The 14,661-nt window shown below is 42.5% G+C and carries 11 protein-coding genes, 1 tRNA gene and 2 pseudogenes; 3 read left to right on the top strand and 11 right to left on the bottom strand.

The window, feature by feature from the left end; all coding sequences use genetic code 11:
* Nucleotides 1-32: 32 nt before the first annotated feature.
* From RI561_RS09190 to RI561_RS09180, 3 genes and pseudogenes are all read left to right on the top strand, one after another.
* Nucleotides 33-1,583: pseudogene (locus RI561_RS09190) on the top strand (M20/M25/M40 family metallo-hydrolase).
* Nucleotides 1,584-1,743: 160 nt separating this feature from the next.
* The gene (locus RI561_RS09185) at nucleotides 1,744-2,073 is read left to right on the top strand and encodes a nucleotidyltransferase family protein (protein ID WP_395079937.1); all 330 of its coding nucleotides are present in this window, start codon (nucleotides 1,744-1,746) and stop codon (nucleotides 2,071-2,073) included.
* A 143-nt stretch (nucleotides 2,074-2,216) separates the two neighbouring features.
* On the top strand, nucleotides 2,217-2,363 hold the full coding sequence (locus tag RI561_RS09180) for a DUF86 domain-containing protein (protein WP_395079967.1): 147 nt from the start codon (nucleotides 2,217-2,219) through the stop codon (nucleotides 2,361-2,363).
* 108 nt (nucleotides 2,364-2,471) lie between these two features.
* Here the strand turns inward: RI561_RS09180 and RI561_RS09175 are convergent, their stop codons facing one another.
* From RI561_RS09175 to tuf, 11 genes and pseudogenes are all read right to left on the bottom strand, one after another.
* The gene (locus RI561_RS09175; protein WP_395079936.1) at nucleotides 2,472-2,723 is read right to left on the bottom strand and encodes a hypothetical protein; all 252 of its coding nucleotides are present in this window, start codon (nucleotides 2,721-2,723) and stop codon (nucleotides 2,472-2,474) included.
* Nucleotides 2,724-2,858: 135 nt separating this feature from the next.
* Nucleotides 2,859-7,175 (bottom strand): DNA-directed RNA polymerase subunit beta', encoded by a 4,317-nt coding sequence (rpoC, locus tag RI561_RS09170; RefSeq protein ID WP_395079935.1) that lies wholly within the window; start codon nucleotides 7,173-7,175, stop codon nucleotides 2,859-2,861.
* A 30-nt stretch (nucleotides 7,176-7,205) separates the two neighbouring features.
* A complete protein-coding gene (rpoB, locus tag RI561_RS09165; RefSeq protein ID WP_395079966.1) occupies nucleotides 7,206-11,021 on the bottom strand; it encodes a DNA-directed RNA polymerase subunit beta in 3,816 nt (1,271 codons plus the stop codon).
* Nucleotides 11,022-11,167: 146 nt separating this feature from the next.
* Entirely contained in the window at nucleotides 11,168-11,548 is a 381-nt protein-coding gene (gene rplL / locus RI561_RS09160) for a 50S ribosomal protein L7/L12 (protein WP_395079934.1), read from the bottom strand.
* A 55-nt stretch (nucleotides 11,549-11,603) separates the two neighbouring features.
* Nucleotides 11,604-12,125, bottom strand: coding sequence for a 50S ribosomal protein L10 (gene rplJ, locus RI561_RS09155; protein WP_395079933.1), 522 nt, complete (start codon nucleotides 12,123-12,125; stop codon nucleotides 11,604-11,606).
* 17 nt (nucleotides 12,126-12,142) lie between these two features.
* Nucleotides 12,143-12,841, bottom strand: a complete 699-nt coding sequence (gene rplA / locus RI561_RS09150) for a 50S ribosomal protein L1 (protein ID WP_395079932.1) — start codon at nucleotides 12,839-12,841, stop codon at nucleotides 12,143-12,145.
* Between the two features lie 12 nt (nucleotides 12,842-12,853).
* Complete coding sequence (rplK, locus tag RI561_RS09145; protein WP_395079931.1) at nucleotides 12,854-13,285, bottom strand: 50S ribosomal protein L11; 432 nt, start codon at nucleotides 13,283-13,285, stop codon at nucleotides 12,854-12,856.
* A 73-nt stretch (nucleotides 13,286-13,358) separates the two neighbouring features.
* Entirely contained in the window at nucleotides 13,359-13,916 is a 558-nt protein-coding gene (gene nusG, locus RI561_RS09140; RefSeq protein WP_395079930.1) for a transcription termination/antitermination protein NusG, read from the bottom strand.
* Nucleotides 13,917-13,918: 2 nt separating this feature from the next.
* The gene (gene secE / locus RI561_RS09135; RefSeq protein WP_395079929.1) at nucleotides 13,919-14,101 is read right to left on the bottom strand and encodes a preprotein translocase subunit SecE; all 183 of its coding nucleotides are present in this window, start codon (nucleotides 14,099-14,101) and stop codon (nucleotides 13,919-13,921) included.
* A 17-nt stretch (nucleotides 14,102-14,118) separates the two neighbouring features.
* Nucleotides 14,119-14,191, bottom strand: a tRNA-Trp gene (locus RI561_RS09130).
* Between the two features lie 64 nt (nucleotides 14,192-14,255).
* Nucleotides 14,256-14,661: pseudogene (gene tuf / locus RI561_RS09125) on the bottom strand (elongation factor Tu); the annotation flags it as partial.

Here is a 14,661-nt window from a genome sequence, read left to right as displayed (position 1 = left end):
GGCTAAAATTTTAACATAATCGGAGATTGGTAATGAAAAGACTTCTTCAAATTTTTACAGTCTTATTGGTATGTACAACTACTTCTGTATTTGCACAAAGTACTAATGATATGGTGGAGGCTATCGTAAACGAGGCCAATGAAAACTCACAATTAGAATATTTAGGGCATCAGCTGACGGATGTAATCGGCCCCCGTTTGGTGGGCACACCGCAACAGCAACATGCTCATGATTGGGCAGTGGAGCAATTTAACGAATGGGGTATTGATTCAGAAAATCAGCAATTTGGAATGTGGCGCGGCTGGGAGCGTGGTATCACCCATGTTGATTTGATTTCACCTCGTGTGGTTTCTCTTGAAGGACAACAGCTAGCATGGAGTCCTGCAACGCCGGAAGGTGGTATAACGGCTTCGCTTGATATTTTACCAACAGTCGAAAGTTAGGCCGAATTTGACAAATGGCTTGAAACCATTGAAGGAAAGATCATCCTTGTTTCACAACCTCAGATCACCGGCCGACCGGATTATAACTGGGAAGAATTCGCAACGGAAGAGTCATTCGATAACATGCGTGAAATGCGACAGGAACAAAGTCGTGCGTGGAGAGAAAACCTGAACCGAATTGGATACGGCAGAGATCTTAATAGCAAGTTAGAGGAAGCCGGAGCGGTTGGTTTATTTCAGTCTCGCTGGTCAAATGGCTTTGGAGTAAACAAGATCTTTAGTGCCAACACAGAAACTATTCCAGTTGTTGACCTATCTCTTGAAGATTACGGAATGCTTTACCGGATGGTAGAGTATGGAGATGATCCACAAGTACACGTAAATGCACAATCTAAAGAGCTGGGTGATGTTCCTATGTTCAATACCATCGCAACTATACCGGGTACGGAAAAGCCGGATGAGTATATTATTCTTTCTGCCCACTATGATTCTTGGGATGGCGGAACCGGAGCAACTGATAACGCAACCGGCTCCATCACCATGATGGAAACGGCTCGAATTTTGAAGAAGCTGTATCCAAATCCAAAGCGAACTATTGTTGTGGGACTTTGGGGTAGTGAAGAGCAAGGACTCAATGGCTCCGGAGCATTTGTTGAAGACAACCCTGAGATAGTAGACGGCCTTCAGGGTTTATTCAACCAGGATAATGGTACCGGTCGGGTAGTGAGTATTTCAGGTCAGGGATTTCTTCATTCTTATGAATTTATGCAGCGCTGGCTGTCACCTGTCCCCCGTGATATCACCCGTCATATTGAAACGACTTTTCCCGGTACTCCCGGCGGTGGTGGTTCTGATTATGCCTCTTTTGTGACGGCAGGTGCTCCCGGATTTTCCCTGAGCTCGCTAAGCTGGAGCTACTGGAATTATACCTGGCATACCAATCGCGATACCTACGACAAAATTGTGTTTGATGACGTCCGAAATAACGTAATCCTGACGGCTATCTTAACCTACATGGCCAGCGAAGACCCCGAAACTTTCCCCCGTGACCGGGCTGTACTGCCCATAAATCCGCGTACCGGAGAGCAGATGACATGGCCTTCGCCACGAACTCCCAACCGGGATGGAACGAAGAACTAAAGCCAACTCCAATTGATTTTATGAATCTGAGAAAGCCACTTTGAGTAATTGGAGTGGCTTTTTTTATTTGCGGAGGGTAATTCGAACTAATTATTCACATTATCTATGAGAACGTTTGGTATGAGATTCAAATATTGGGTCAAATCCATTATATTGAATTATGGATTCGATTATAACACATCATAAACGGGATATTTCCAACTTGTGTAAAACATTTGGAGTTGAATCTTTATATGTCTTTGGATCTGCTGCTTCAAATTCCTCCAGTGAATCCAGTGATATTGATTTTTTGATCTCTTTTCAGGATACCTTATCTCCTGAAGAGTACTCTGAAAACTACTTTTCTATCCGTCAAGCTTTTACAGATCTTTTTGAAAGAGAAATAGATCTTGTGACAAAAAACTCTCTCTCCAATCCTTATTTTATTGAGAGCATTGATAAAACAAAAGTGCTTATCTATGACCAAAAACAGCAAGAAGTATCTATTTGATATTCATACTTCTATCACATCTGTCGAAGATTATTTGAAGAACGTAAAGGAACTGAAGGAGTATCAAAACAATAAGCTTATTCGTCGTGCTGTAGAACGGGAAATCGAAATCATCGGTTGAAGCCACTAATCAACTTTTAAAACTGAATCCTTCTATACAAATCAGCAATGCTCAGAGAATTGTTGATACCAGAAATTTCATCATTCACGGTTATGATAGCGTAGATGATTTAATTGTTTGGAATATTGTTACAAATCATCTTCCAAAACTTAAGAAAGAAGTAGGCTGAGAATTTAGGATCAAATCAAAATATGAGTTTAGCTTTGATTCATAAGCTCGCACTATTCCTTTCTTTGATTAGCGAGTCACTCAACGAGACTAAAACCTATAACCTCATTTAGCTTTTCTTTTTTTGATTTGTTTTATACCACCATAACATTGCTCCTCCCCAAGCGAACCCTCCAATTGGAAAAACGATGATGGAATAGCTAAATATATCCCACATACTATCATCAAAGAGAAAGGACATGAGTGCAGAGTACAATACTGCTGTTGTTACTCCCCAGAATAGTACTCCATATACTACTATAAAAAGCCAGGGATTTCTTTCAATTAATGGAGTTTGATCGCTACCAGATTTGTCTTTCATATTAATTCCTGAGTTTAAATTCTATAAATCTAATCTATAATAATTTGTGAACAACTGTACCGGGCTATACAAACAAAAAAGACCCATTCAACTTAATGAACGGGGCTTTCAATTCTTTAAAAGGCCAACGAAGTATTAGTCTTCAGCTTCAGCGGTTTCGCTTTCACCGTTTCCACTACCGCCAAGTTCTTCAAACACTTTGGCAATGTCTTCGTCTCCTTCTTCCATATCGGCTTTGGATCCAACCACGATATCTTCGTAGTCCCGGAGTCCTGTACCGGCCGGTACTTTATGTCCAACCACCACATTCTCTTTGAGTCCGCGGAGGAAGTCTTTCTTGGCTTCAATGGAAGCTTGCGTAAGCACCTTCGTAGTCTCCTGGAAGGAAGCGGCTGACAACCAGCTGTCGGTTGAAAGGGCAGCTCTTGTGATACCCAACAGAATGGGCTTAGAAATAGCCGGTTCTGCTTCTCGGGTTTCGAGCTCTTCTTTACCTTCTTTGATCAACTCGTTGTTATGGTCGCGTACTTCACGGCGATCAAGGATCGTTCCTTTCTTCAGTTCAGAACCACCGGGGTTTGTAACAACAAACTTACCAATCAGTTCATCATTGCGCTCGTTTACTTCGAAGCGATCTACTTTATCACCTTCAAGGAACATGGTATCGCCCGGATCGGTAATCTCTACCTTCTGCATCATAGTGCGAACAATAGTCTCAATGTGCTTGTCATTGATTTTCACACCCTGTAGTCGGTATACCTCCTGAATTTCATTCACGAGATAGGACTGTACTGCATAAGGACCGAGAATATTCAGGATATCCTGAGCCGGAATAGTACCGTCAGAAAGCGGTTGACCTGCTTTCACGTAATCATTTTCCTGAACAAGAATATGCTTACTGAGCGAAATCAGATACTTCTTCTCATCTGTACCATCTTTCGACTTCACAAACACCTCTTGAGAACCACGCTTACGTCCACCCATTTCAACGATACCGTCAATTTCAGTAACAACGGCAGGTTCGCTTGGGGAACGTGCTTCAAACAGTTCAGTAATACGCGGCAGACCGGCGGTAATATCCTTAGACTTGGATGCTACACGTGGAATCTTCGCTATTACCTGACCGGCTTCAACTTTCTCACCATCGTCAATAACGATGTGCGTATCTACCGGAAGCGTACTTTCACGAATTCGATCTTTAGTTCCTTTAATAACAAGGGTTGGAACCAGTGAGCGATCCTTGGAATCAGTAATTACTTTTTCACGGTGACCGGTTTGAGCATCGGTATCATCAGATGAAGTTACTCCATCAATAATATCTTTGTACTCAACGGTACCTTCAATTTCAGAGAAGATCAGGGCATTGTATGGATCCCACTTACAGAGCACTGCTCCTTTAGGAACAATGTCACCTTCTTCTACTAACATCTCGGAACCGTACGGCACGTTATACGTGATTAATACGGTACCTTCATCGTTCACGATCTTAATCTCACCGGCTCGGGAAAGAACCACATTGTGATCTTCTTCACCGTCGTTATAGACTACAACGCGAACGTTTTCAAATTCTACTTTACCTTCAAACTTAGTTTTGTGCTGTGATTCAGCCTCAAGTCGAGATGCCGTACCACCCACGTGGAAGGTTCGAAGTGTAAGCTGCGTACCCGGCTCACCAATAGACTGAGCAGCAATAACACCTACTGCCTCACCTTTTTCAACCATGGTTCCGCGAGCAAGATCACGTCCGTAACATTTCGCACATACACCTCTTGGCGATTCGCACGTAAGCACAGAACGGATTTCAACTTCATCAATAGAAGTCTCGGCAATATTACTTGCTACTTCTTCATCAATTACCTCGTTAGACCCGCAAATGAGGTCATCAGAAATTGGGTCATATATCTCATGCAGTGATACACGGCCAAGAATTCGGTCTTCAAGACTTTCAATGATGTCCTCATTGTCTTTCAGCGCCGTCATCTTAATACCACGTAACGTACCACAATCTACCTCATTTATAATAACATCCTGAGATACATCGACCAGACGTCGGGTTAAATAACCGGCATCAGCAGTTTTAAGTGCCGTATCGGCAAGACCTTTCCGCGCACCGTGAGTAGAGATAAAATATTCAAGAACAGTCAGTCCCTCTTTGAAAGAAGAAAGGATCGGGTTCTCAATAACTTCATTCCCTTGCTGCATGGAACTCTTCTGCGGCTTGGCCATCAAACCACGCATACCTCCAAGCTGTCGAATCTGCTCTTTGGAACCACGAGCACCGGAATCAGCCATCATATACACAGGGTTGAATCCGTTTCGATCGGAAGCAAGTGCCTGAAACAATGTTTCAGAAACACGGTTTGTTGTGGAGGTCCACTTATCAATAACCTGGTTATACCGTTCATTATCGGTAATGAAACCCATTTCGTAACGACCTTGCACGTCCGTCACTTCATCCTTGGCACCGGTAATGAGTTTTTCTTTTTCATCCGGAATAATAATATCATCCAGGCTGAAGGAAAGCCCACCGATGGTAGCTTCCTCATAACCCATTTTCTTCATATCGTCGAGGAAAGCAGATGTTTTAGCTGTTCCTACTTCGTCATGAATTCGACCGATAAGATTTCTAAGCTCTTTCTTACCAAGTGTTTTATTAATGAAAGGAATTTCCTCAGGTACAATCTCATTAAAGATCACCCGTCCGGCTGAAGTCTTAATAACTTCAAAGCCCTCTTCACCTTCTTCGTTCGTAACCGGTATTCGTACATTGACTTTTGCATGGGCATCAAGTTTACCTTGATCAAATGCGATTAGTACTTCTTCCGGGGAAGAAAATGTTTTTCCTTCACCTTTGCGACCGTCATCGGGCTTGGTCAGATAATACAGACCAAGAATCATATCCTGAGATGGAACGGCAATTGGGCCACCGTTGGCAGGTGCCAAAATGTTGTGTGAACCTAACATAAGTACAGATGCTTCAATTACCGCATCATGACTTAATGGAAGGTGAACGGCCATCTGATCACCATCGAAGTCAGCATTAAATGCTGTACAGGCGAGAGGGTGAAGTCGAATAGCTTTTTCTTCAATCAATACCGGCTGAAATGCCTGAATACCTAACCTGTGCAATGTTGGGGCACGGTTTAGAAGTACCGGGTGTCCATCAATAACATTTTCAAGGACCTCCCAAACTACGGCGTCACGTCGGTCAACTACTTTTTTAGCGCTCTTAACCGTTTTCACATATCCACGCTCTATCAATCGGCGAATAATGAATGGTTTGTAAAGCTCAACCGCCATCTCCTTTGGCAGACCACATTCATGCATTTTCAGCTCGGGTCCTACTACAATTACAGAACGACCGGAATAGTCAACACGCTTACCAAGAAGGTTTTGACGGAAACGGCCACTCTTCCCTTTCAGCATATCTGAAAGTGACTTAAGTGGTCGGTTGTTATTTCGTACAGCGTTTGATTTTCTTGAATTATCGTAGAGTGAATCAACCGCTTCCTGTAACATGCGCTTCTCGTTTCGGAGAATCACATCAGGAGCTTTAATATCAATAAGTCTTTTCAGTCGGTTATTTCTAATGATAACGCGACGATAAAGATCATTCAGATCTGATGTTGCAAATCGGCCACCTTCAAGAGGTACAAGAGGGCGTAATTCTGGTGGAATCACAGGAATTACACTTTGAACCATCCATTCAGGTCGGTTTTCAGTATGCTGATTTGCAGCACGGAAAGATTCAATAACCTGAAGTCGCTTCAGTTTTTTCTTCTTACGCATTTGTGAAGTTTCATTCTTCACTTCATAACGCAACTGGTAAGCGAGTTCATCAAGATCCTGATCAGCAAGAAGGGCTTGTAATGCATCTGCACCTTCTTTTACGATAAATTTATCATCATCATCGTCATCCAACTCTTGATTGTCTTCCGGCAATTGCTCGATGATATCCCATTTCTCTTCTTCAGATATCTGGTCGCCCTGGGCATATCCCAAGTCTCGAGCTACACCCGGATTAATAATTACGAATGTCTCGTAATACACAATTTTTTCCAGGTTCTTGGAAGACATTCCAAGAAGGTATGCGATCTTGTTTGGAAGTGATTTAAAATACCAAATGTGTACTACAGGAACGGTAAGGGTAATATGCCCCATTCGCTCTCGGCGCACTGCTTTACGGGTAACTTCTACACCACAACGGTCGCAGATGATACCTTTATAGCGAATACGCTTGTATTTACCACAATGGCATTCATAATCTTTTACCGGACCGAAGATCTTTTCACAGAAAAGACCATCCATTTCCGGCTTAAATGTTCGATAATTAATAGTTTCCGGAGTCAAGACTTCGCCGTGAGAACGAGATAAAATCGTTTCAGCGGAAGCGAGGGATACCCCAACGCTGTCAAAGTCTTTGGTAACTGTTAATGTTTTTGTTACTGGCAAGGATCTTCCTCCAATTTATTAACAGTGAAATTATTCAATATGCATTTCAAGGCCTAACCCCATCATCTCGCGGAGTAATACCTTAAATGATTCGGGCACGTCGCCATCTGGCAGGTTTTCACCTTTCACAATGGCTTCATATACTTTTGAGCGCCCTTTAACGTCATCACTTTTTACAGTGAGCATTTCTTTGAGAATACTGGATGCACCGTATGCGTACAGAGCCCAAACCTCCATCTCACCAAGACGCTGACCACCAAATTGAGCTTTACCACCCAATGGCTGCTGCGTAATAAGTGAATATGGACCAATAGATCTTGCATGCATTTTATCCTGAATCAAGTGATTCAATTTCAGCATGTAGATTTGACCTACGGTTGTTTTCTGTGCAAACGGTTCACCGGTGCGGCCGTCATAAAGCTTCACTCGACCATCTTCCGGTAATCCGGCTTCTCTTAATTGTTCTCTAACTTCATCCATGGAAGCACCATCAAAAATAGGTGATGCAAAAGTAACACCTAATTTCTTAGCTGCCCATCCAAGGATGGTTTCGTAAATCTGACCAAGGTTCATACGAGACGGTACACCCAACGGGTTAAGACAAATGTCTACCGGGGTTCCATCTTCCATAAACGGCATATCTTCCTGTGGCACAATCTTAGCAACCACACCTTTGTTTCCGTGACGACCGGCCATCTTATCACCCACTTTCAGCTTACGTTTCTTAGCAACATAAACTTTAGCTTTTTGGATGATTCCCGGGGGTAATTCGTCTCCTACCTGGATCGCAAATTTACGACGCTTAGCTTCGGTATCTACTTCACGACGAAGCTCGCGGTAATTCTTAAACAACATTCTAACTTTCTTAACCAGCTCACCATCTGTGGCCCAGTCAATATTTTCGTTGATGTTTACAGGATCTAATTCTTCAAAAACTGACTTCTTGTACTTCTCGCCTTTCGGAATAAGCTCTACGTTGCTGTAGTTGTATACACCGGGAGAAGTTTTATCACGCAATAGCGAATACATTTTATCCGCCCATTGCTGATTTAACTCAGCAACTTTTTGTGCATGTCGTTCTTCTTCCTGCTCAACTCGCTTCTTCTCTTCTTTTCGGGAAATGAGCTCATCTCGTTTTCGGCTAAAAAGCTTGGTATCAATAACTGTACCTTCAACACTTGGCGGTACTTTAAGGGATGCATCTTTCACATCACCGGCCTTGTCACCAAAAATAGCACGGAGTAGTTTTTCTTCCGGGGTAGGATCTGTTTCTCCTTTAGGAGTAATTTTACCTACCAGGATATCACCATGCTCTATTTTAGCACCAATTCTAATAATACCACGCTCATCAAGATCAGCAGTAGCTTCTTCACTAACATTAGGAATTTCGCGGGTCAGTTCTTCCTCACCTCGCTTAGTATCACGTACCTGTTGTTCAAATTCCGTAATGTGAATTGAAGTGTAAATATCGTCTTGAACAATACGCTCACTCACTACAATCGCATCCTCAAAGTTGTACCCTCTCCATGGCATAAATGCCACCAACAGGTTCCGCCCAAGAGCAAGCTCACCATCGTGAGTAGAACAACCATCTGCCAATGCCTGACCTTGTTTAACCTTGTCACCAATTTTAACTACGGGACGCTGGTTTATGGTTGTATCCTGGTTTGTTCGAACAAACTTATTAAGCTTATACGTTTTCACACCACCATCAAAGTAGCAATGTTGCTCCTCTTCGGTACGATTGTATTTAACTCTGATTTCCGTTGCACTTACATATACCACTTCGCCATCAGCTTCAGCAGTAACAATAGCTCGGGAATCTCGGGCAGCACGCTGCTCCAGCCCTGTACCCACTACAGGGGCCTCAGGACGTAATAGAGGAACAGCTTGACGCTGCATGTTAGATCCCATCAATGCACGGTTAGCATCATCATGTTCAATAAATGGAATAAGTGCCGCCGCCAACGAAGTAATCTGATTGGTAGCAACATCCATGTATTCAATTTCTTCAGGCTTCACACGCAGGTAATTACCTTCTCGCGTTCTTGAGAAAATGGCATCTGTTTCAAACATGCCTTTGTCATCAAGTTCTGCGTTTGCCTGTGCAATAACAGTCTCATCTTCTTGTTCAGCCGCTAAATACTCTACGTCTTTTGAAACTTTTCCTTCCTTCACCTTACGGTATGGAGTTTCAATAAAACCAAAGTCATTTACCTTAGCATGAACACATAAAGAAGAAATCAAGCCAATGTTTGGACCCTCAGGCGTTTCAATTGGACATAAACGACCATAGTGTGTGTAGTGAACGTCACGAACCTCAAAACCGGCACGCTCCCGAGTTAAACCACCAGGACCTAAAGCTGACATACGACGCTTGTGCGTCAATTCAGCAATTGGATTGGTTTGATCCATAAACTGAGAAAGCTGATTGGTACCAAAGAATGTATTAATAACACTCGAAATAGTACGTGCATTAACCAGATCCTGTGGGGTAAGCTGCTCAGCATCACGAGAATTCATTCGCTCTCGGATGGTACGTGCCATACGTGCAAGCCCAATTGAGAATTGCTGTCCAAGTTGCTCACCTACTGTACGTACACGACGGTTACTCAAGTGATCAATATCATCAACCTGAGATTTCATGTTCTTAAGGCGAATGACTTCTTTGACAATAGCTACAATATCTTCTTTCGTTAAATATTGCAGATCGTTTTCTTGATCCATCTTAAGTCGCTTATTTAATCTATAGCGACCTACTTCACCTAAGTCATACTTTTTATCGCTAAAGAATAGACGCTCTAATATAGAACGAGCTGTTTCCGGATCCGGCATCTCTCCGGAGCGAATTTGTTGATAAATTTCACCCAGTGCAGAAGATTCATCATACGTTGGATCTTTACGTAATGTATTCATCATTACAGATCGCTCAGATTCTTCAGCTGAAATTTTCTGAACTAATACTTTTTCAACATCTGCTTCTTTAAGAGCACCATAATCATCTTCAGTTAATTCATGATCACGTTCAAAAATAATTTGTCGGTTTAGAGCTTCGGTAACTTCACCGGTCTCATCATCGACCACTTCTTCCATGCTTTCTACTACAATATTTTCAGCAAGTCTTTTGCCTACCAATTTCTTTTTGTAGTCAGCTTTTGAGCCGAATTTAATATCTTCAGAAAGCTCAAATAAGCTTAATAGTTCAATATCGGAAGAATATCCAAGTGCACGTAACAGGGTAGTTGCAGGCACCTTTTTCTTACGATCGATGTAGGCCCAAAGTACATCACGAATGTCAGTGGTAAATTCAATCCAGGAACCCTTGAAAGGAATTACTCGTGCAGAGTAAAGCTGAGTACCATTTGGATGAACATTTTGACCAAAGAACACTCCTGGAGAACGGTGCAGCTGACTTACAATAACTCGTTCAGCTCCGTTAACTATGAATGTACCACGATTGGTCATCCACGGCAGATCTCCCAAGAATACTTCTTGTTCAATAGTTTCACTGGCTTCATCACTTTCATCAACAGATGAGAGCCTTAATTTTGCTTTAAGGGGTACAGAATATGTTAAACCTCTGTCTTGGCATTCTGATTCAGTGTAGCGCGGAACATCAATATCGTAGTATAAAAACTCGAGAATATGAGTTTCACGGCTATCCTGAATAGGAAAATTTTCATTGAAAATTCTTTGCAGCCCTTGATTTTCTCGCTCGTTAGGAGCAATATCAAGTTGTGCGAATTTTTCGAATGATTCTAATTGAATATCCAAAAAATCAGGATAATCAAGTACTTGCTTGGTTTTACCAAACGACAGGCGGTTCGTGTTTGGAATAGTTTGCATCTTCTTGCTCAAAAGGAACCTCTCCTCTTAGATTGAAGGTAAATGTGATTTGGGCTAACCCACGAAAAAGGGGTCAATTACTATAGACGCCAATAGCCAATACCGTTTTCACGGCATTGGCTACCAACGAATTTGTTAAGTAAGAGTTACTTAAGCTCTACTTCAGCACCAGCTTCTTCAAGCTTGGATTTGATGTCTTCTGCTTCATCTTTGGAAACAGCTTCTTTTACGTTGTTAGGAGCTCCATCAACTAACTCTTTGGCTTCTTTCAGCCCAAGTCCGGTAATACCGCGTACTTCTTTAATTACGGCAATTTTCTTAGCACCGGCACTCTTAAGAACTACGTCAAACTCAGTTTGCTCTTCACCACCGCCGGCTTCTCCGCCGCCTGCAGCTCCACCAGCTACTGCGACAGCAGCCTGAGCAGGTTTGATATCGTATTCTTCTTCAAGAATAGTTGCAAGTTCGTTTGCTTCTTTAATTGTTAGGTTGACAAGCTGTTCAGCTAAATCTTTAACGTCAGCCATTTGTTTCTTCTCCAGTTGTTTTAGATATAAAAAATTCTAGTTGATTAAATAAGGGTTATTCTTCGCCTTTTTCAGCGATGGTCTTCACAGCACCTACAAGGTTTGAACCTTGAGATTCAAGCGCACTTACAACATTTGTTAGTGGCGCCATTAACAGTCCAAGGATATCTCCAATAATCTCGTCCTTCGACTTCATAGCCGCGAGAACGTCCAGTTTTTCTTCATCATAGAAATCTCCATCTACGATTGCTGCTTTAAACTGTGGTTTATTGTGTTCCTTGATAAAGTCCTTCAATACCTTGGCGGGTGCAGCCAATTCTTCTTCAACAAATGCAAAAGCATTCTGCTCATATAATTCAGGAATAATGTCTTCAAATCCTCCAACATCTTCCATTGCGAGCTTCATTAACTTATTTTTATACACTTTGAAGCGAACATCTCCCTTACGAAATGCACCTCGCAGATCGTTGACTTCGGGTACTGACATTCCTGAATAGTTCGTTACATAAATTGCACTTGAGCTTTTCAGGTTTTCAGTAATTTCGTCTAAAACTGCTTGCTTTTCTGCAGTAGGCATAATTCAATTTCCTCCTATTATAAGGATGTTACTGCGGTTCTGCTTATTGGGATGCTAGGTCCCATTGTACTGCTCATGAAAACACTTTTCACGTACAGTCCTTTTGCGGAAGCTGGTCTGAGGCTCATAACTGTACGGAGAAATGCTTCAGCATTTTCCTTTAAGTCACTTGCATCAAAACTTACTTTTCCAATAGATGTATGTAATATTCCGGTTTTATCAACGCGGAAATCAATTTGACCGGCCTTTACTGTTTTAACAGCATCAGCCACATCCATTGTTACAGTTCCACTTTTCGGGTTAGGCATCAGTCCGCGGGGCCCTAAAAAGCGCCCAAGCTTACCGAGTTTTCCCATTACGTCAGGTGTAGCTATAATCACGTCGATATCAGCCCACCCTTCTTCAATTTTTGTGATGTAATCATCAAGACCAACATGGTCGGCACCAGCTTCTCTGGCTTCATCTTGTTTGGCCTCATTAACGAGAGCCAACACACGAACTTCTTTACCGGTACCATGAGGTAAACTCACTGTACCACGAACCATTTGATCGGCGTGCCGGGGATCTACTCCCAACCGCACATCCAAATCTACAGATTCATCGAAGTTTGCATTAGATGTTTTTTTAACCAGATCGCACGCTTCTTCCAAAGTATACTCTACCTCGGGATTCACGAGTGCCACGGCCTGTTGATATTTTTTTCCTCTGTTTGCCATGATCACAATTCCTTACTTTTCGCGATTTACTCTAAGACCCATACTGCGAGCCGTTCCTGCAACCATTTCCGCACCGGCTTCTATGTCAAACGCATTTAAGTCTTCCATTTTTTCCTGTGCAATATCTTTGCATTGGCTCCAGGTAACCGTTCCTACTTTTTTTCGGTTTGGTTCACCTGATCCGGACTTGATTTTCGCTGCTTTCTTGAGAAGAACAGGCGCTGGCGGTGTCTTTGTTTTGAATGTAAAAGACTTGTCAGCATAAACCGTAATCTCAACAGGAACAACAGTTCCGGCCTTGTCCTGAGTCTTAGCATTAAAGGCTTTACAAAACTCCATAATATTGATTCCTGCCTGACCGAGAGCCGGCCCAACAGGTGGTGCAGGGTTTGCCTGCCCCCCAACAATCTGGAGCTTCAGGATATTTTCAACTTTTTTAGCCATGGATTCTCAGGATCCTATAATTAATAACTTCTGTTTAGTTTGCGTAATAGCTAGTGTGCATCAACTAGGTTCTTTAATTTGCGGATTCAACTTGGTTTACATCAACTTCAACAGGAGTCTTACGGCCAAAAATACTAACCATAACCCTCAGTTTAAGTTTTTCAGTATTTACTTCCTGAACAGTTCCGTCAAAATCTTTAAACGGACCGGAAATAACTTTAACCAAGTCGCCTTCGCTATATGGGATTTCAATATTACCCATATCTTCTCCACTGTCTCGCACTCTGCCAATGATGCGTTTAACTTCGTGCTCTTTCAGTGGAGTTGGCACCGTTTCATTTTTACCTGTCTTCAAAAAACCAAGACAAGATGGTGCACTTTGTATCAAATTGTTTACTTCTTCATCATAATGAGTATTCAAAAGGATATAACCCGGGAAGAAATTTTTCTCCCTGGTTCGCTTCTTACCTGAGCGGATTTCAACAACTGTCTCAGTAGGAATCAAAACTTCTATGATTTTATCCTCTAAACCTTGGTCTTCTATCTCTCGCTCAAGAAACTCTTTAACCTTTTTCTCATGACTGGAAAAACATCGGACTACATACCAGTCATGTGTTAGTTCTTTACTCATTATTAGTTATAAATAGCTTCTAATATTGTGCTGTATAATTGATCTACTCCAAAAATGAATAGCGATATTATGATTGAAAAAACAACCACAATTACTGTGTTGTCTATCAATTCTTTTTGGGTCGGCCAAGAAACTTTCTTGAATTCCGATACAACACCATCAAAAAAATTAGTAATCTTACTCATATTATTATTTTTATCTGCACGGGTGGAGAGGCTCGAACTCCCGACACCTGGTTTTGGAGACCAGTGCTCTGCCAACTGAGCTACACCCGTATAAAGCGCACAAGAGCAGGCGGAATCCGACTGCTCTTTGCACTGGCCTTATTTAGGTAACTTCTTAGTCTAAGATTTTAGTTACAACTCCGGCACCTACGGTACGTCCGCCCTCGCGAATCGCAAACCGCAGTCCTTCTTCCATCGCTACCGGCTGGATAAGTGAAACATTCAGCTTCACATTATCTCCAGGCATCACCATCTCCACTCCGTCCGGAAGCTCACATGCTCCCGTCACATCGGTGGTACGGAAATAAAACTGCGGGCGGTAGCCTTTGAAGAACGGCGTATGGCGCCCGCCTTCGTCTTTGCTCAGCACATATACCTCACACTCAAATTCTTTATGCGGGGTAATCGAGCCGGGCTTACACAGCACCATACCGCGCTCAATCTGCTCTTTGTTAATACCGCGAAGCAGAATACCGGCATTATCGCCCGCCTGCCCTTCATCGAGCATACGGCGGAACATC

The organism is Gracilimonas sp. (assembly GCF_031581265.1).
Classification (GTDB): domain Bacteria; phylum Bacteroidota; class Rhodothermia; order Balneolales; family Balneolaceae; genus Gracilimonas.
This window is presented reverse-complemented; position numbering and strand designations above follow the sequence as displayed.

Bases quoted from the DNA above. Each gene is read 5' to 3' on its own strand.
- RI561_RS09185 (WP_395079937.1), top strand. From the start codon at position 1,744: ATGGATTCGATTATAACACATCATAAACGGGATATTTCCAACTTGTGT.
- RI561_RS09175 (WP_395079936.1), bottom strand. From the start codon at position 2,723: ATGAAAGACAAATCTGGTAGCGATCAAACTCCATTAATTGAAAGAAAT.
- rpoB (WP_395079966.1), bottom strand. From the start codon at position 11,021: ATGCAAACTATTCCAAACACGAACCGCCTGTCGTTTGGTAAAACCAAG.
- rplL (WP_395079934.1), bottom strand. From the start codon at position 11,548: ATGGCTGACGTTAAAGATTTAGCTGAACAGCTTGTCAACCTAACAATT.
- rplJ (WP_395079933.1), bottom strand. From the start codon at position 12,125: ATGCCTACTGCAGAAAAGCAAGCAGTTTTAGACGAAATTACTGAAAAC.
- rplA (WP_395079932.1), bottom strand. From the start codon at position 12,841: ATGGCAAACAGAGGAAAAAAATATCAACAGGCCGTGGCACTCGTGAAT.
- rplK (WP_395079931.1), bottom strand. From the start codon at position 13,285: ATGGCTAAAAAAGTTGAAAATATCCTGAAGCTCCAGATTGTTGGGGGG.
- nusG (WP_395079930.1), bottom strand. From the start codon at position 13,916: ATGAGTAAAGAACTAACACATGACTGGTATGTAGTCCGATGTTTTTCC.
- secE (WP_395079929.1), bottom strand. From the start codon at position 14,101: ATGAGTAAGATTACTAATTTTTTTGATGGTGTTGTATCGGAATTCAAG.